15 protein-coding genes are annotated in these 17,072 nt (G+C 65.2%); 5 read left to right on the forward strand and 10 right to left on the reverse strand.

The window, feature by feature from the left end; translation table 11 throughout:
- Positions 1 to 182: 182 nt before the first annotated feature.
- Genes K8M09_RS21440 through K8M09_RS21480 form a run of 9 tightly spaced genes read right to left on the reverse strand, consistent with a single transcriptional unit; the run spans position 183 to position 8,885 of the window.
- Positions 183 to 971: an ABC transporter ATP-binding protein gene (locus tag K8M09_RS21440; RefSeq protein ID WP_160788059.1), complete on the reverse strand. Its 789-nt coding sequence runs from the start codon at positions 969 to 971 to the stop codon at positions 183 to 185.
- The gene (locus tag K8M09_RS21445) at positions 968 to 1,921 is read right to left on the reverse strand and encodes an ABC transporter ATP-binding protein (protein ID WP_160788058.1); all 954 of its coding nucleotides are present in this window, start codon (positions 1,919 to 1,921) and stop codon (positions 968 to 970) included. The genes K8M09_RS21440 and K8M09_RS21445 overlap by 4 nt, the downstream gene beginning before the upstream one ends.
- Positions 1,908 to 2,747, reverse strand: a complete 840-nt coding sequence (locus tag K8M09_RS21450) for an ABC transporter permease (RefSeq protein WP_160788057.1) — start codon at positions 2,745 to 2,747, stop codon at positions 1,908 to 1,910. The genes K8M09_RS21445 and K8M09_RS21450 overlap by 14 nt, the downstream gene beginning before the upstream one ends.
- The gene (locus K8M09_RS21455) at positions 2,744 to 3,766 is read right to left on the reverse strand and encodes an ABC transporter permease (RefSeq protein ID WP_160788056.1); all 1,023 of its coding nucleotides are present in this window, start codon (positions 3,764 to 3,766) and stop codon (positions 2,744 to 2,746) included. The genes K8M09_RS21450 and K8M09_RS21455 overlap by 4 nt, the downstream gene beginning before the upstream one ends.
- A 17-nt stretch (positions 3,767 to 3,783) precedes the next feature.
- The gene (locus K8M09_RS21460; protein WP_160788055.1) at positions 3,784 to 5,346 is read right to left on the reverse strand and encodes an ABC transporter substrate-binding protein; all 1,563 of its coding nucleotides are present in this window, start codon (positions 5,344 to 5,346) and stop codon (positions 3,784 to 3,786) included.
- Between the two features lie 33 nt (positions 5,347 to 5,379).
- Entirely contained in the window at positions 5,380 to 6,501 is a 1,122-nt protein-coding gene (locus K8M09_RS21465) for a DUF917 domain-containing protein (protein ID WP_160788054.1), read from the reverse strand.
- Positions 6,498 to 8,039, reverse strand: coding sequence for a hydantoinase/oxoprolinase N-terminal domain-containing protein (locus K8M09_RS21470; RefSeq protein WP_160788066.1), 1,542 nt, complete (start codon positions 8,037 to 8,039; stop codon positions 6,498 to 6,500). The genes K8M09_RS21465 and K8M09_RS21470 overlap by 4 nt, the downstream gene beginning before the upstream one ends.
- 6 nt (positions 8,040 to 8,045) lie before the next feature.
- Positions 8,046 to 8,549 carry an Lrp/AsnC family transcriptional regulator gene (locus tag K8M09_RS21475; protein WP_160788053.1) on the reverse strand — a complete coding sequence of 168 codons (504 nt, stop codon included), beginning with the start codon at positions 8,547 to 8,549 and terminating at the stop codon, positions 8,046 to 8,048.
- A 54-nt stretch (positions 8,550 to 8,603) separates the two neighbouring features.
- Positions 8,604 to 8,885, reverse strand: a complete 282-nt coding sequence (locus tag K8M09_RS21480; RefSeq protein WP_160788052.1) for a hypothetical protein — start codon at positions 8,883 to 8,885, stop codon at positions 8,604 to 8,606.
- A gap of 105 nt (positions 8,886 to 8,990) precedes the next feature.
- Between K8M09_RS21480 and K8M09_RS21485 the strand changes: the two genes are divergently transcribed.
- The 5 genes from K8M09_RS21485 to K8M09_RS21505 all read left to right on the forward strand — a co-directional run bounded on the left by K8M09_RS21485 (position 8,991) and on the right by K8M09_RS21505 (position 15,598).
- Positions 8,991 to 9,494 (forward strand): sigma-70 family RNA polymerase sigma factor, encoded by a 504-nt coding sequence (locus K8M09_RS21485; protein ID WP_160788051.1) that lies wholly within the window; start codon positions 8,991 to 8,993, stop codon positions 9,492 to 9,494.
- Between the two features lie 106 nt (positions 9,495 to 9,600).
- Positions 9,601 to 10,563 (forward strand): FecR family protein, encoded by a 963-nt coding sequence (locus K8M09_RS21490; RefSeq protein WP_160788050.1) that lies wholly within the window; start codon positions 9,601 to 9,603, stop codon positions 10,561 to 10,563.
- Positions 10,564 to 10,764: 201 nt separating this feature from the next.
- On the forward strand, positions 10,765 to 13,164 hold the full coding sequence (locus K8M09_RS21495; protein WP_229342536.1) for a TonB-dependent siderophore receptor: 2,400 nt from the start codon (positions 10,765 to 10,767) through the stop codon (positions 13,162 to 13,164).
- A 4-nt stretch (positions 13,165 to 13,168) separates the two neighbouring features.
- Entirely contained in the window at positions 13,169 to 14,422 is a 1,254-nt protein-coding gene (locus tag K8M09_RS21500) for an MFS transporter (RefSeq protein ID WP_160788048.1), read from the forward strand.
- A gap of 81 nt (positions 14,423 to 14,503) precedes the next feature.
- Complete coding sequence (locus tag K8M09_RS21505) at positions 14,504 to 15,598, forward strand: siderophore-interacting protein (RefSeq protein WP_160788047.1); 1,095 nt, start codon at positions 14,504 to 14,506, stop codon at positions 15,596 to 15,598.
- Between the two features lie 218 nt (positions 15,599 to 15,816).
- On the opposite strand, the gene K8M09_RS21510 is transcribed toward K8M09_RS21505, so the two are convergent.
- Positions 15,817 to 16,955, reverse strand: a protein-coding gene (locus K8M09_RS21510; RefSeq protein WP_229342537.1) for an IS3 family transposase whose coding sequence is annotated in 2 segments (ribosomal slippage) — positions 15,817 to 16,697 and positions 16,697 to 16,955 — 1,140 coding nt in all. Because the reading frame shifts where the segments join, the coding sequence is not laid out codon by codon here.
- Positions 16,956 to 17,072 lie beyond the last annotated feature (117 nt).

Below are 17,072 nucleotides of genomic sequence, written 5' to 3' on the forward strand. Positions count from 1 at the left end.
TCTCGTCGCAAAAATACGGCGGGAGCTTTCTGTGTTTAAGCATACATCGCGGCCTTCAGGCCGATCATGCAATTCGGAAACCTCGCCCATCGGCTACTGTTTGGAATAACAAGATAGCGTAGTTGGTCGGTGTTTCCAGTCATGTGGGAGGCGTCCAAAATCCTCGAGGACCTCACATCTGTTCAGCAAAAAGCGTCGTGCCGTCCAAATGAGAGCAATTCGCGCGTATAGGCCTCGGCGGGCGCGCGGATCACGTCCTCCGTCCTGCCGAATTCGATGACGTCGCCGCGGCGCATGACGAGGAGGGTGTCGGAGATATGGGCGACGACCTTCAGGTTGTGTGTGACGAAGAGCATGGAAAGGCCGCGGCTCGCCTTGAGATCGGAGAGCAGGTTGAGGATCTGCGCCTGAACGGAGACGTCGAGCGCCGAGGTCGGCTCGTCGAGGATGAGGAGACCGGGTTCCAGCGCCAATGCGCGGGCGATGGCGACGCGCTGGGCCTGTCCGCCGGAGAGTTCGCGGGCGCGCCGGGCGAGGAAGTCGGCCGGCAGGCCGCAGTCGGAGAGGAGGGCCGCGATCTTCTCGCGCATGGCGGGACCCTGCCGCTGGCCGGCCGCCAGCATGGGCTCGGCGAGGATATCCTCGATGGTCAGCCGCGGGCTGAGCGACAGGAAGGGGTTCTGCGAGACGACGCCGATCTTCTGGCGCGCCTTTCGAAGGGCGTCGCCCTTTAGGGCCAGCCAGTCCTGTCCGTCGAGGCGGATCGCGCCGCTTTCGACCGGCAGCAGCCGCAGGATGGCGCGCAGCAGGCTCGTCTTGCCGGAGCCGCTTTCGCCGACGATGCCGAGCGTCTCGCCCTTTTCGAGGCGGAAGCTCGCGCCGTTGACGACGGGTTTCGGGCGCGCGGCGAAGAGGCCGGCGCGGTAGCGGATGACGAGCCTGTCGACATCGAGCATCGGAACCGGGGTCATGCCGTGTCCTCCGGCAGATGGCAGAGCCAGTAATGGGTGTCGCGCCCGCGCTCCGGCGGCGCGGCCGCCGAGCAGGCGGCCATGGCTTGCGGACAGCGCGGCGCGAAGGCGCAGCCGGTGATGGCCGAACGTGGCGGCGGAATGGAGCCGTCGATGGCGGCAAGGCGCGCGCCGTGCGGCGCGGCATCCGGCAGGGCCGAGAGCAGGGCGCGGGTATAGGGATGGCCGGGGCTTTGCAGCACCGCGCCGACCGGCCCGGTCTCGACGGAGCGCCCGGCATAGAGCACGGTCGCCCGGTCGCAGGCCTCCGCGATCACGTCCATGTCGTGGGTGATCATTAGCACGGTGAGGCCGCGTTCCGTGACGAGCCTGCGCAGGAGCGCCAGCACCTGCGCGCCGACGGAAACGTCGAGCGCGGTGGTCGGCTCGTCGGCGATGAGAAAGTCCGCGCCGGTGGCCAGTGCCTGCGCGATGACGACGCGCTGCTGCATGCCGCCCGAAAGCTGGTGCGGATAGCTCTTCAGCACCCTTTCCGGATCGGGAAGGCCGGTCGCGGCGAGCAGCGAGGCGGCTTCGGCGCGGCGGGCCTGCCGGGGCATGTCGCGATGGGCGCGGATCACGTCGTCGAGCTGGCGGGCGATGGAGAGCACCGGATTGAGCGCGGCGGCGGGGTCCTGCGAGATGAGGCCGATGCGCCGGCCGCGCAGGCGGGCCGCATTCTCGCCGAGATCCTCGCCGTCGAAGTGGAAGCGGTCGGCGGCGATCCGCGCGCCCTTCGGCACGAGGCCGAGCGCCGCCATGCCGGTCATGGTCTTGCCGCAGCCGGATTCGCCGATCACGCCATGGATTTCGCCGCGCTCGATTTCAAGGCTCACCGAGCGCACGGCATGGACGTCGCCATCCGGCGTGGGGATGCTGACGGAGAGGTTGCGAACATCAAGCAGAGGCACGGGCGGCACCTCCCTTGCGGTCGCGCAGCGCATCGCCGAGCACGCTGAAGGCCAGCGCGACGAGGAAGATGGTCATGCCGGGCATGGCCGAATACCACCAGCGCGCCGGGAAGAATTTCCGGCCGGCATCGACCATCTGGCCCCAGTCGGCGGTCGGCGGCAGAACGCCGAGGCCGAGGAAGGAGAGGGCGGCGGCCGTCAGCAGCGCCGGGCCGACGTCGAGCGCGGCCTGAACGGTCAGCGGGCGGCCGGTCGCCGGCAGGATGTGGCGGACGATGATGCGCGGATGCGAGACGCCGGCAAGCCGCGCAGCCTCGACATAGGGCTGGCCGCGCAGCACCAGCACCTCGGCGCGGGCAAGGCGGGCATACCAGGGCCACCAGGTCACGGCGACGGCGATGATGCTGTTGAGGAAGCCCGGCCCGAGGGCCGCCGCCATCAGCACCGCCAGAAGCAGGGCCGGGAAGGCCAGGAAGACATCCGTGCCGCGCATCAGCGCCTCGTCGATCCAGCCGCCGAAATAGCCGGCCGCAAGGCCGACCGGCAGGCCGATGAGCAGGGAGAAGGCGACGATCAGCACGCCATTGGTCAGCGAGACGCGGGTGGCGTAGAGGATGCGGCTCAGGATGTCGCGGCCCAGATGGTCCGTGCCGAGCCAGTAGGCCGCCGAGGGCGGCTGGAGCTTGGCGACGACATTCGGCGCGCCGGCGCCCTGCGCCGGATAAGGCGCGATCCACGGTGCGAGGATCGCGGCGGCGACGAAGAGGACGACGACTGCGAGGGCGATGGTGCCGGGCCAGCCGAGGCGTTGGACGAGTTTCTTCATGACAGCGCCACCCGCGGGTCGACAAGGGCCTGGGCGATGTCGATCAGGAGGTTCATCACGACATAGCAGATCGTCACCACCATGGTGACGGCGGCGATGACCGGGAAGTCCTTGGCGAGGATCGCTTCGGAGACATAACGCCCGAGGCCCGGCCAGGCGAAGATGATCTCCACCAGCACCGCGCCGGTCAGGGCATAGGCGAAGGAAAGGCCGATCACCGTCAGCGCCGGCCCCATGGCGTTCGGCAGGGCATGGCCGAAGAGGATGCGTGGCTCGGAAAGGCCGAGCGCACGGGCGGCCACGACATGGCGGCGCTCGAGGATCTCGATCATGGCCGAGCGCGTCAGCCGCATGGCGACGCCTGCGGGATAGGAGGCGAGCGTCAGGGCCGGCAGGATCAGGTGCGCGAAGGCATCGCCGAAGGCGTCGAGACGGCCGGCGAGCAGCGCGTCGATCATGTTGAAGCCGGTCACCATCGGCAGCGGCGCGGAGATCGATATTTCCCGCGACAGCCGCCCGGAGAGCGGCAGCACGCCGAGCCACTGCGCGAAGACGAGTTGCAGGATCATGGCGAGGAAGAAGGTCGGCATGGCGACGGCGGCGATGGAGCCGAAACTGCCGATCCTGTCCGGCCATCGGCCCTGCCGGGCGGCCGCGACGACGCCGAGCGGAATGCCGATCAGCAGCGCAAGGCCGGTGGAGAAGACCGCAAGTTCGAGGGTCGCCGGCAGGTAGGCCCGAAGGTCCTGCGCGATGAGACGCCGCGACTTGTAGGAGATGCCGAAATCGCCCGACGCCATGGCCGTGGCGAAGGTGGCGAAGCGGGCGGGGAGGGGCGCGTCGAGGTTCAGTTCCTGACGCGCCTTCTCGATCTGTTCGGCCGTCGGGCGCGGGCCGGCATAGAGCGCGGCGGGATCGGAGGGAACGACCTGCGCCACCACGAAGACCAGGAAGGTCACGCCCACCACCACGAAGGCGGAGAGCACCGTGCGGCGCAGGATGTAGCGCAGAAGTTCCATCAGACCCCCCGCGCGCCCTACCGGCTCAGTTCGTTGATGAAGACGACGTGTCCATAGGCCGGGTTGTCGGTATAGCCCTTGATGTCCGAGCGGATGATATGGACATTCGGCTGGTCCAGCATGAAGACCGCCGCCGCATCTTCGATCACCATGCGTTGCGCCTCGATGAACAGGGCCTCGGCGCGCGCCCGGTTGGTGCCCGAGAGCCTCGCTGCCTCGTTGATCTTCGCATCGAATGCAGGGTTGGAATAGTAGCCGAGGTTGAAGTTCGGCTTCTCCTCGCTGTGGAACAGGTTGAAGAGGTAGTCGTAGGGCGTGACGAAGGTCGGCCACCAGAACATGACGAAGATGTCCTGAGCCGCCTGCGGATCGGACTTGCCGAGCTGCCACTGGGCTTCCCAGGCCATCGGCTGCAGCTTCAGCGTGATGCCGAGGGTTTCCAGATTGGCCTTCCACAGTTCGCCGGCAACGGCCTCGATCGCCTGGGACGTCGAATAGGTCATCGTCAGCTCGAGGCCCGGCTCGATGCCTTCCTCCGCAAGCAGCGCCTTGGCGGCCTCGAGGTCGGTCTTCGGGATGGGCGCCTCGGCGTCGTGGCCCCAGATGCCGGCGGGCACGACGCCCTTGGCGCGCGTGCCGAAGCCGCTCGTGCCGGCGGCGATCACGTCGTCATAGGGGAAGGCGAGCGACAGGGCCTGGCGTACCTTCGCCTTGTCGAGCGGCGCGCGCTTGACGTTGTAGAGGCCGAACAGGGTTTCGAAGGACGGATTGACGACGACGTTGAGGTCGGGATTGGACTTCAGCGCCTCGAGGTTCTCGTAGGGCAGGCTGTAGGTCCAGTCGGCCTGGGCGCTTTCGATCATGTTCTGGGCGAGCGTCGCATCCTCGGTGATCTCGAAGGACACGGTCTTGAAGCCGTTTTCCGGCACCTTGCCCCAGTAGCCGTCGACACGGTCGAGCACCGCGCGCTGGCCCGGCTCGTAGCGGCTGATCCTGAACGGGCCGGTGCCGCCGTCATTGCCGGCGTTGAACCAGGTGCTATCCTTGTCGAGGACGGACGGCGCGTAGATCCAGGCGGCAAAGCCCGCCGAGGCGATGAGGTCGAGCGGCTGCGGCTCGGAAAGCTGGAAGACGACCTTCAGCGGCTCGGGCGTCTCGATGGACGTCACCGGCCCCCAGATGAAGGACGCGCCGCCGCCAATTTTCCTGGTGCGCTCGATCGAGCCCTTGACGGCCTCGGAGGTGAGCGGGCTGCCATCGTGGAACGTCACGCCGTCGCGCAGGGTAAAGGTCCAGGTCTTGCCATCGGCGCTGACTTCCCAGCCGGTGGCGAGCAGCGGCTCGATCTTCGCTTCCGCCGTGTCCGTGGCCGGAATGTAGCGGGCAAGGCCCTCGTAGACGTTCGCAAGCACTGCGCCGTCGTTGGAGAACGAGGTGGCGGGGTCGAGGTCCGGGAAGCTGGTCGGATAGGCGAGCGTGAAGATGCTGCCGGCGCCTTCCGCCATGGCGAAATTCCAGCGTGTGCTGGTGGCGGCAAGGGCGGCGAGGGCTGTCGTCTTGAGGAAATTGCGGCGATTCATTGCGTTCTCCCGTGGAGGTTGGGGTCCGGACGATTAGGCGTCTTCTCTGTAATGGGGCACCGGCGGCGCATCGGCGGATATGCCCACCGGCACGAAGTCGAAATCATAACCGAAGGCGCGGGGTCCGACGGATTCGAGCGCGATGTCGCTGCGCAGCAGAACCGGGGCCGGCATGGAGAGCACGTCGATGCGCAGGCCGTAGCGCAGCTCCTCCGTGCCGATGGCGCGGCCGGTCTCCGAATCCACGATGCAGATCAGGTCCGGCACCATGGTGATGATCTCCTCGCCCTCGCGGGCGATCAGGTATTCGTTCTGGATCTCGATGGCGATCGTGCGCCCCGCATCCTCATCGAGCCCGGCGACGGTGAGCGTGCCGCGGTTGAAGCCGGCCGAAATGCGGCGGGCGATATCCGTGACCTTGCCACGCATCAGGCGCACGCCGCCCGATTGCCGCATGATCGCTTCCACCGGGTCCTCCTTGGCGGCGCGGGCGTTCAGCACGGCGTCGCCGAGGGTCCAGGCCTGGCTGGTCGTGTGCGGCACGCCGAAGCGGCGCACGAACTCGCCGCTCATCGGCGCGGTCGTCATCAGCGCCGTGCAGCCCATGGCGATGGTGCTGGCGCGCAGAAGCTTTTCCAGCATTTTCGGCGTGGTCGCCTCGGTGACGATCAGCACGTTGCCGTCGGCATCGGCGAGGGCTGCCGGCTGCACCGGCTGGCCGTGGATGAAGAAGGTGGTCATCTGCACTTCCGGGAAGGCGCGGCCCATGCCGTCGGCATCCACCACAGGCAGGTCGACCATGGCGGCCGTCAGCATGGGCGAAAGGCCGTTGCCGCCGCCCACCTCGTCGCCGAGCAGCGCATCGATCTTACGGCCCATATGATGTTCGAGCGCATGGAGCAGCCGCACGCCCTCGGCGCCCTCGGCGATCTTCTCGATGCCGACGGTCGGCGCGCCGATGCCGCCGATGCCGATGATCTGCGCGTCAGGGGCCATGTCGGCCGGGCGCACCATGCGGATGCGCTTGCCCTCGCGCAGCAGCGCCTTGGCGCGCAGCGACGCATGGTAGGTGCTGCCGCCGCCGCCGGTGCCCAGGATGCCGCAGCCGATGGCGATGCGGTCGATATCCGTTTCGGTGAGCGACCAGTACTTCATGCCCTCAGTTCTCCAATGACTTTCGCCGCGATGCGCACGGCATTGCCGGGCAGGTAGGCCAGCGGCGTCTCCTCGATTTCGGCGAGCGTCACCGTCTCGTGCGCCGCGCCGGCCTCGACCGCGCGCGCCCGCGCTTCCTCGACGATGGATTCCATCGCGCGTTCCCGCGTCGTGCCTTCCAGCGAGACGACGCTGTCGACCTCGCCGGAGACCTGCGCGATGGCCGCGCCGATGGCGTTGGCGGAGCCGAAATGGTCCGGTTTCAGCGAGACCGAGGTGCCCTCCAGCAGCCCTTCCACGAGCACCGAGCCGCCGCCGACGAGGATGGCCGGGATCGGCTCCGCGCTCGGCTTCATGCGGTCGAGGACCGTTTCGATGCTGGCCTTCATCTGCGCCAGCATCTGCCGGGCGAAATCCGGGGTGATGTGGGCGAGGCGGCTGCGGTCGCCGAGATCGACGAGGCCCGCCGCCACGGCGATGTCGGTCGCCGTCAGCGTGTCGCCGCCGAAGCACAGCGCCTTTTCCGGCAGGCGGAAGCCGACGGAATCCGGGCCGACCGTCGCGGGCGGGCCGGAGCGCACGATGCTGCCGCCGCCAAGGCCGAAGGAATAGACGTCCGGCACGCGGAAATTGGTCGGCACGCCGCCGATCATCGCGCCCTCGCTGCGGGTGCGCGGGAAGCCGGCGACCAGCATGCCGATATCGGTGGTGGTGCCGCCGATATCGATCACCGCGGCGTCGGTGAGCCCGGTGAGGAAGGCCGCACCGCGCATGGAGTTGGTCGGGCCGGAGGCGATGGTGAAGACCGGATAGCGCTCGGCGAAATCCGCCGCCATCAGTGTGCCGTCGTTCTGGGTGAGGTAGAGCGGGCAATTCAGGCCGAGCGCGGCGAAGGCGGCGCGGAAGGCGCCGACCGTCTCGTGACCGAGTCTGTGCAGGCTCGCATTGAGGATCGTGGCGTTCTCGCGCGGCAGGAGGCCGGTGCGGCCGACGCGGTGCGACAGGCTGATCGCGGCGTCAGGCATTTCCCCGGCGACGATTTCGGCCGCCTCGTTTTCCATGCGCGGATCGACAAGGGCGAAGACCGAGCAGATCGCCACGGCCGAAATGCCCCTGGCGCGCCAGTCGCGGCAGGCCGCGCGGACGGCGTCGGCATCGAGCGGTGCGATTTCCGAGCCGTCATAGTTCACGCCGCCGCCGACCAGCGCCGCGCCGCCGTCGACGATGGGGCGCAGCGTGTCGGGCCAGTCGATCATCGGCGGCAGCGAGCGGGTCGCCGCGCCGCAGAGCCGCAGGATGCCGACCTTTTCGAGATGGCGGCCTTCCACGACGGCGTTGAGGAAATGCGTGGTGCCGATCATCACGGCATTGACGGCGGCGGCGTCGACGCCCGCCTCGGCCAGGACGGTGCGGATCGCCGCGCCGACGCCCGAGGTCACGTCCGCCGTCGTCGAGGACTTCACCGTTGCAAGAACCTCCGTGCCGCGCAGCAGCGCCGCATCCGTATTGGTTCCGCCCACATCCACCCCAATGCGCAGCATGGGTTACCCTTTCTTCTTGCCGCCGAGATCCGTGCCGCGGCTGATCGCGGTCGTCCTCGTGCCGAATACCTTGTAGAGCCGCAGGACGACCGAACTCGTCACGCGCTTGACGCCGGGCAGCTTGCCCAGTTCATGATCCATGAAGTCGAGAAGCGCCGCATGATCGGCGACGAAGAGCGAGGCGCTGAGATTGGCCGCGCCGCTGGTCGCGGCGAGATAGCCGATCTCGTCATATTCGGCGAGCTGGATGGCGACTTCCTCCAGCTTGCCCGCTTCCACTTCGATGAGAAGTTCGACCTGCACGTCGCGCCCGAGCGCGACCGGATCGGGGATGGCGCCGATGACGATCATCTTCGCCTGCAGCAGGGCGGCGATGCGGTTGCGGATCGTGCGCTCCGACACGCTGCCGATCCGGCCGGCGATCTCGGCCGCCGAAAGGCGCCCGTCCTCGGAAAGATAACGGATAATCTCGCGATCCAGGTCATCGACGACATAGCGCTGCGTCATGGGCGTTTCCCTTTCGGCCAACTATGGGGAGTAAATTTCCGAAACGGAATTATGTCAAGAATATTTCAGCCGCAGCGTGCCGATCGTGCTGAAAATTTCCGGATTAAGGAGGAATTGATATGAAATGTTGCCGAATCGGCAATGCGCTTGCGGTCGGGAAGGCTTGATCGATCGCGTGCAGCCGCGGCAGAGAAAACTTGACATTTGTGAGAAGGTTTTAATATTGGGAACCTGAAATGGCCCGTGGGCGATGCTTGATTTCCCCCGGCAACGAATCCCGTACTTGATCGCCGCCTGCCTGCTGCAACGCTGAGCAGGATTGGCGCTATCGGTCAAAAGCGAAGCCTGAATGGTGTGTAATTTGAGCGAACGCCTTTCATTTCTCCTGCCAAAGACGACCCGGCACTGTCCGGATGTTCCGAAAGGGGAGGCAGGCCAAGCATGACCTGGGATATACAGGTTCTTTTCCGACGTCACGCCAAAGGGATCGCCAGATCACTGGCCCGCAAGGGTATGGGGGAAGAAACCGCTGCGGACATCACGCAGGACACGTTCCTGCGGGTGCTCGCCGCGCCGCCGGCGAATGATGCGCAAAATCACAATCCGGCTGCCTATCTCTACCAGGTGTCGCGCAACCTCGGGATCAATCATCGCCGGCGCGAGGCACTGATCGAGACGGTCTCGCTCGATGACGACGAGGCGCTGAATGTGGCCGATCCGGCGCCTTCGCCTGAAAAGACCGTCTATTCACGGCAATGCCTTGTCCAGACCTATGCGGCGCTCAACGAATTGCCCGAGCGGACGAGGCGGGCCTTCGAGATGCATCGCCTCGGCGAGCGGACCATTGCCGAAGTTGCCGAGGAACTCGAGATATCGACGACACGGGCATGGACCCTGATCCGTGACGCCTACCGCCACCTGGTTGGCCGCGTCGACGAGTTCTGATTTGTTTTCCTGCGGGAGAAAAATCCGGCCGCTCGTTTGTATTATGGAATAGAGGCAGGCGAGATTCGCCGACCCCGGCGACCGTCTCTCTTTCGGAAGGGTACAAATGAACGACGTGACGCCAGATCAGGATCGATTGCTCGACGAAGCGATCGATCTGCTTATCCGGTATCAGAACGACCCTGAAAATCCCGTGGCGAACGAGATGATACGCGCGTGGCGGGCACGCGGTGCGCAGTATGAGCAGGTCTGGGCGCGTGTATCGAAGGTTCACGGCGCTTCCGGCCGGATCCTCACGGAGGAGCGCCGCAGGGAGCGGCGGCAGAGCCTCGGCCTCACGCGGCGCAATCTCATGATCGGCGGCTTCACCGCTGCTGGCGCCGGGCTTGCCGCCTATGTCGCCGGGCCGCAGATCGTTCTGCAGGCGCGGGCCGACTATCGAACGGCCAAGGGGGAGAAACGCAATATCGCGCTGCCGGATGGCAGCGTGGCGGTGCTTGGGCCAGAGAGCGCCATCGCTCTGGATTATCGCGACGACAGTCGAACGATCGATCTTCTCGCCGGCATGTCTTTCTTCGAGGTGGCCAGCGATGCGCGCCGGCCGTTCAGGGTTCTCTCCGGCAGCCTGAGCGCGACGGCGCTTGGAACCGCGTTCGACGTTTCGAATGACGATAGCATCCTGACGGTCTCCGTCGATCATGGCCTTGTCGACGTCCGGTTGAACGATTCCGCCCTCGCAGGCGGTGAAAAGCTCGGCGAGGGACAGTGGATCACCTTCGATCCGTCGTCGGGTGGAATAGACCGCGGCAAGCGCGAGAGCGGGCAGATCGCCTCGTGGCGCGACAATCTCATCATTGCGGAGCGGGAGGCGGTTTCCGCCCTTGTGGCGCGCATCGGCCGCTGGATGCCGGGGCGGGTCGTCATGGCCGATCCCTATATCGGCCGGCAACGTGTCAGCGGTGTCTTCGACCTGAACGACCCGTTGCGCGCCCTTCAGGCCGTTGTGCATCCGGCGGGCGGGCGCGTGCGGCAATTGTCCTCCCTCGTGACCGTTATTTCGCCGCTCTGAAAAAAGATCGAAAAAACTTGAGTGAAAGAGTGAAAATTTCGCGACCCCGATTGTATCCCTAATAGGGACAGAAATCGGGGCGCATATCGCACCTGTCCCTCCAGTGAATTCGAACGACGGAGTGGGCTGATCATGGTGTATGGACGTTGCGGCAGCACATCGACGGGGGCGACGTGCAGCAGGGTGATGGCGGCGCTGCTGATGACGTCCGCCATAGGCATCGGCCTTGCGGCGACGCACCGCGCCGCCGCGGCCCAGACGCAGGCCCAGACCAGCTTTACCATCCCCGCCGGCTCGCTCGGCAATGCGCTGACGACATTCGGCCGCCAGGCCGGCCTTCAGGTGACCTATCTCGCCTCGGCCGCAGCGGGGAAGACTTCGCCCGGCTTTTCCGGTTCCGCGAGCCGCGAGCAGGCCCTGTCCCGTATCCTTGCGGGGTCTGGCCTCATCTATTCGTTCCCGAATGCGACCACGGTCGCTATTTCCGCGCCGGCTGCGGTCGGCGGCGAAGCCGGGGTCGGCGGTTCGACGGCCCTCGATACGATCACCGTCGAGGGCGAGAATGCCTGGGGGCCGGTGGATGGCTATGTGGCCAAGCGGAGCGCCACGGGCACCAAGACCGACACGCCGCTTATCCAGACGCCGCAATCCATCAGCATCGTGACGCGGGATCAGGCCGAGGCGCAGGGCGCGCAAAGTCTCGCTCAGTCGCTTCGCTATTCGGCAGGCGTTGCCGCCGAGGTCCGTGGCTCGGCAACCCGATACGATATTCCCTATATCCGTGGTTTCGGCTCCCCGACCGATCCGGTCCAGTATGTCGACGGGCTGCGCCTGCTGCGCGGAGGCGGCTACGCCTTCCCGCAGATCGAGACCTATGGCGTCGAGAGGATCGAGTTCCTCAAGGGGCCTTCTTCCACCCTTTACGGGGGAAGCATGTCCGGCGGCCTGATCAATTCGGTCTCCAAGCGGCCCACCGGCGAGCAGCAGAACGAAGTCGAGGTGCTGTTCGGCAGCCACAACCGCATGCAGGCTGCCGTCGATTTTTCCGGCCCGCTCGATACGGAAGGCACGATGCTCTATCGCATCGTCGGGCTTGCCCGGAAATCCGATACGCAGGTGGTCAATACCGAGGAAGAGCGGCGCTACATCGCGCCATCGTTCACCTGGTCGCCGGATGAAGATACGACGCTGACGGTGATGGGCAGCTATCAGGACGACCCGGAAGGCGGCTACTATGGCATCCTTCCCACGGTGGGCACGCTCTGGTCGAGCCCGGCCGGCAAGATTCCGCGCTCGTTCAACGATGGCGATCCGGCATATCATGGCTTCGAGCGGAAGCAGGCGATGCTGGGTTACGAATTCGAGCATCGCTTCAACGAAACCTGGACGGTCCGCCATAACCTGCGTTACCTCGACCTGACCACCGTGACGCAGGATATCGCAACGAGCGGCATGGCGGCGGACGGGCATACCATCAACCGCTATGCCCTGGGCCAGGACGAGGCGATCCACGGCGTCACGTCGGACCTGCAATTGCAGGGTGAGTTCGATACAGGCCGCCTCCGGCACACGGCGCTTTTCGGCTTCGACTATCAATATTCGGACTGGAGCCAGATCAGGGACTACGGTGGGGCGCCGCCGATCGACTTCCTCAATCCGGTCTATGGAACGGCGACCAATCTGGTGCTGGCGCGCATCACCAACCAGCAGCAGTCCATCCGTCAATCGGGTCTTTACGTGCAGGACCAGATCACCCTCGACAATTGGACGATGGTCCTTGGCGGCCGCTATGACGCCATCCGGACGACAACGGACAATTACCTGAACGGCAGCCGCCAGACGCAGGACGACGGTGCGTTCAGCAGCAAGGTCGGCCTGATCTACAATTTCGACAATGGCGTTGCGCCTTATGCGAGCTACTCCACCTCCTTCCTGCCGGTAAGCGGTACGGACGCGAACGGAGCCGCTTTCGAGCCTTCGACGGCGGAGCAGTTCGAAATCGGGGTCAAGAATCAGCCGACGGGCTTCGACGGCCTGTTCACGCTGGCCTATTTCGACATAACCCAGCATGACGTCGTGACCGCTCTCAACCCGATCACGCGCTACCAGAGCGGCGAGCAGCGCTCGCGCGGCCTCGAGTTCGAAGCCAGGGTCGCCGTGACCGACAACATCAACCTCACGGGCGCCTTCACCTACACCAATGCCGAGATCGTCAAGGGTCTGGGCGCCGATGTGGGGGATTCTCCCATCGGCATCCCCGATCTGACCGCATCGCTTTGGGGAGACTATACGTTTGACAGCGGCTCCCTGGAGGGCGTGAAGATCGGTGGTGGGGTTCGCTATGTCGGAAAGACGGTCGGCGGATATTCTCCGAATGCCTTCACCCCGGGGGCGACGCGCCTCGACGTGCCCGGCTACACGGTCTTTGACGCGGCGCTGACCTATGATTTCGGTGCGAAGACGCCGGAACTGAAGGGCCTGACCGCACAGCTCAATGTCAGCAATCTGTTCGACAAGACCTATGTGACCTGCCTTTCCAACAACTTCTGCAACTACGGCAACGGCCGTGCGGTGTACGGAAGTCTCAAGTATCGCTGGTGAAACCATGGCCACGCTCCCGACATCCAGCGACACCGCCGTCAGCATGCAGCCCGGTGCGGCAGACAAAGGGCAGTTTGCCACCCTTGCCGGGCTCAGCGCCCTCTATGTCGGCTTCGGCATGACGATGGGGGTCATCCAGGGCGGGTTTCCCACCGTCATGCGGGCCGCCGGCATGAGCATAGGGTCCGCGGGCTGGCTCTATGCGCTCTATCTGCCGTTCGGCGTCGCCTTTCTCTGGTCGCCGCTCGTCGATCGATGGCGGCCGCCGGTATTGACGCCCCGCATCGGCTGGATCGTGCCGCTGCAAATCCTCGCCGCGCTGATCGTGTGTAGCGTCGCCTTCATGGAGGGTGCGCCGGTCATCCTGCTCTTTGCCCTGGGTTTCCTCATGGCTTGCGCCATGGCCACCATGGACATCGCGCTCGATGGGCTGGCGGTCGATCTGGTCAAGCCAGTCTGGCGTCCGAATGCGGCGGCGGCGAAGCTCGCCGCGCTTTCCGTGGGGGCGATGATCGGGACGGGCGCCTTCGTGGCCCTGTTCCAAAGCCTGGGCTGGCTGCCGATTTTCCTTGGCTTCGGTGCGGTTCTCCTGCTGCTGACCTTGCCGGTCCTGGCATTGATCCCCTCCGAAAGAGCTCTGCCAAGGCGTGAAGGCGGCGATGCCCGTTCGGGCAAGGCCAGCCTGACCAGGGTCCTGGCTGAGCCGCTCCAGCGAAAACGCCTGATATTGCTGACCTTTGCGTGCTGTGTGATCTTTCCGCTTTCCGGCCTCAACCGCCTGATGCTCGTCGATCTCGGCCTGTCGGTCGAGACGATCGGCTGGGTCGTCGGCACCCTGGGGCCGGTCGCCATGTTCGCGACCGCCTTGATATCGATGCCGCTGATGCAACGGACGGGACTGGCCGGCTCGCTCATCGCCTTTACTGCGCTCGGCCTGGCGGCCGTTGCGGCCATGGCGGCGGGTTTCCAGTTTAGGGTTCCGGTGGCGGCCATCACAGGGGCGATCCTGGCAGGGGCCGCCGTCAGCGGCATCTATGTCGCGCTGACGGCAAGGATACTCGGATGGGCGTCAGGCCGGCAGCCTGCAACCGACTATGCCGTTTTCTACGGCGTCGGCCGGCTCGCCAGCACGATCGTCATCATCGCCGCAGCACAGTTCATCGCGCATCTCGGCTGGCTCCTGTTCTACGGGCTGGGCGCGATCGGGCTGATCGTCGTCTTCGGGCTGGTACACGGCCCGGTATCGGAAAGAACCTGATCTATCCCTGCGGCCCGCCCCCGGTTCGCACGCATTGCGTCGACGAGGGCAACCGCTGGAGCAACATACTGGAACAATATCATGACGCTTCTCTTCGCCGAGGCCCACACCCGTCTTCCCGATGCCCTCTCGGTCATCAAGGATGTGTGCGAGCACTTCCTGGAACACGATGCCCACATCGCCGTGGACGGCGACACGCATACGGTGACCTTCGATTTCGGCGTCGGCACCCTGCAGGTGCAGTCGGATGCGCTGACCCTGCGGGCGCAGGCGAAGGATATCAACGAGCTTTATTTCCTGCGCATGGTCCTTGCAGGGCATGTGAAGGAGTTCGCCGCCGGCCCGGAGCCGGAGATCGTCTGGAGCGGGGCGGGCAGCGATCTGGTGACGCCGCCGAACTTCAGTCTTGCCCGCGTGATCGCCGTTCAGGATGTGACGCCGCATATGCGCCGCGTGACGTTTTCCGGTGGCGATCTGGCGCGCTATGCAGCCGATGACAATATTCACGTCGGTCTCGTCATTCCTCCCGAAGGGCAGGATCCCGTCTGGCCGACCGTGGGCAAGGATGGACTCATCCAATGGCATGACGGGGCAGGCCGCCCCACGATGCGCCGCTATACGATCCGGCGATACGATGCGGCGGCCGGATCGCTCGATATCGATTTCGTCGTTCATGACGATGCCGGGCCGGGTTCGGCCTTCGCCCTGCGCGCGAAAACCGGCGACATTGTCGGTCTTCTCGGACCGGGCGGCGGCGGCATAAGGTTCGAGGCCGACTGGTATCTGCTTGCGGGCGACGAGACGGCCCTGCCGGCAATCGCCCGCATCCTGGAGGCGCTTCCGCCCGGCGCGCGCGGCGTCGCTTTCATCGAGGTCGCCGATGCCGCCGAGGAACAGCCGATCGCCATTCAGGCCGACATCGCGATCCGCTGGCTGCATCGTAACGGCGCTGCGGCAGGCACGACCACGCTCCTCGCCAACGCGGTTCGCGAAGCGGCGTTTCCCGAGGATGACACGCCGATCTTCGCTTGGGTTGCCTGCGAGCTCGATGGCTTCAAGGCGATCCGGTCCCATCTGCGCAAGGAGCGAGGGCTGAAGAAGAGCCGGCACCTCGTCGTGTCCTATTGGCGCAGGGGCAAGACGGACGACGACAAGTTTGATCGCGACGACGGCTAGCCCGCAAAATAAGCGCTACCGGTCGCAGAACACGGCTCGTGTCGCTGCCGTTTTCTTGGGACGATCATCGGTGTGCCGGAAACGGGATCGTCGATGACGATGCAACCCAGTCCAAAGACGGCTTGTACAAGGTGCTCGGTAACGATGTCCGTCGGACAGAGGTGGCTCGGTTTGTCTGAACAGCTTCGGGCGTTTCGCTAAGTGGATTTCCGCCTCGATTATGCCGCCACCATCATTGGTGTCAGCGCGTTGAAGTAGGCCTGATCCGGCGTCCGCCGGTCAAGGGATGAATGTGGGCGTCTGGCGTTGTAGAAGTTCAGATATCGGCCGATGCCAGCGCGTGCCTCGGACACAGTCTTGTAGGCATGGAGGTAGACTTCCTCGTATTTGATCGAACGCCAGAGCCGCTCGACGAAGACATTGTCTCGCCACGCACCCTTGCCATCCATCGAGATGGCGATCTGTGACCTCTTCAGCACGGCGGTGAAGTCGATGGAGGTGAACTGCGATCCCTGGTCGGTATTGAAGATTTCCGGCCTGCCATGACGGGCAAGTGCCTCCTCCACCGCCTCGATGCAGAAGGCTGCTTCCATCGTGATCGACAACCGCCATGACAAGACCTTCCGGCTGAACCAGTCCACGACGGCGCACAGATAGACAAATCCCCGCGCCATGGGGATGTAGGTCAGGTCCATTGCCCAGACCTGATTGGGCCGGGTGACTGCCAGCTTTCGTAGGAGGTAGGGATAAATTTTGTGCCCTGGCGCTGGTTTCGAGGTGTTCGGGCGGCGGTAGATCGCCTCGATGCCCATCTTCTTCATCAGCGTGGCGACGTGTCGCCGCCCGGTCTCCAGACCTTCTCCTCTCAAGAGCCCTTGCAACATCCGACTTCCGGCAAAGGGGTAGTCGAGATGCAATTCGTCAATCCGGCGCATAAGGGCCAGATCGCCGTCAGACACCGGACGAGGCAGATAGTAGACGCTGCCACGGCTGAAGCCGAGAAGCTTCGCCTGGCGCACGACGGATAGCTTGTGCTCGCGGTCGATCATTTCTTTCCGCCCAGCAATCCCGCCTTGCCGAGCGCACCGGATAAAAAATCGTTCTCCAGTGTCAGTTCGCCGATTTTCGCGTGCAGCGTTTTGACATCGATGGTCGGACCCGACGGCTCCGCTTTCGTTTCATCGCCGAACACACCTGTCGCCCCCTCAAGGAGCTGGTCTTTCCATTGCTTGATCTGGTTGGCGTGCACATCGAACTGCTGGGACAACTCCACCAGCGTCTGCTCACCTCGGATGGCGGCAAGTGCCACCTTCGCCTTGAAAGCCGGGCTATGGTTCCGGCGCGGTCGTCTCGTCATGGTCTCTCCTGTTCCCGGCATCTAAGCCGAAGTCAGGCAGAAACTCCACTTATCCCCGCTGTGCAGATTTCCCGAGCCAGCTCTCTTGGCGGCGCGCGTCGGCACCGCTTGCGATGC

Source organism: Shinella zoogloeoides, assembly GCF_020883495.1.
In the GTDB taxonomy this organism is placed as follows: Bacteria; Pseudomonadota; Alphaproteobacteria; order Rhizobiales; family Rhizobiaceae; genus Shinella; species Shinella zoogloeoides.

What these genes read in the sequence shown, in the direction of transcription:
- K8M09_RS21440 (WP_160788059.1), bottom strand. Translation starts at nt 971, where the DNA reads ATGACCCCGGTTCCGATGCTCGATGTCGACAGGCTCGTCATCCGCTAC.
- K8M09_RS21450 (WP_160788057.1), bottom strand. Translation starts at nt 2,747, where the DNA reads ATGAAGAAACTCGTCCAACGCCTCGGCTGGCCCGGCACCATCGCCCTC.
- K8M09_RS21455 (WP_160788056.1), bottom strand. Translation starts at nt 3,766, where the DNA reads ATGGAACTTCTGCGCTACATCCTGCGCCGCACGGTGCTCTCCGCCTTC.
- K8M09_RS21460 (WP_160788055.1), bottom strand. Translation starts at nt 5,346, where the DNA reads ATGAATCGCCGCAATTTCCTCAAGACGACAGCCCTCGCCGCCCTTGCC.
- K8M09_RS21465 (WP_160788054.1), bottom strand. Translation starts at nt 6,501, where the DNA reads ATGAAGTACTGGTCGCTCACCGAAACGGATATCGACCGCATCGCCATC.
- K8M09_RS21475 (WP_160788053.1), bottom strand. Translation starts at nt 8,549, where the DNA reads ATGACGCAGCGCTATGTCGTCGATGACCTGGATCGCGAGATTATCCGT.
- K8M09_RS21485 (WP_160788051.1), top strand. Translation starts at nt 8,991, where the DNA reads ATGACCTGGGATATACAGGTTCTTTTCCGACGTCACGCCAAAGGGATC.
- K8M09_RS21490 (WP_160788050.1), top strand. Translation starts at nt 9,601, where the DNA reads ATGAACGACGTGACGCCAGATCAGGATCGATTGCTCGACGAAGCGATC.
- K8M09_RS21495 (WP_229342536.1), top strand. Translation starts at nt 10,765, where the DNA reads ATGACGTCCGCCATAGGCATCGGCCTTGCGGCGACGCACCGCGCCGCC.
- K8M09_RS21500 (WP_160788048.1), top strand. Translation starts at nt 13,169, where the DNA reads ATGGCCACGCTCCCGACATCCAGCGACACCGCCGTCAGCATGCAGCCC.
- K8M09_RS21505 (WP_160788047.1), top strand. Translation starts at nt 14,504, where the DNA reads ATGACGCTTCTCTTCGCCGAGGCCCACACCCGTCTTCCCGATGCCCTC.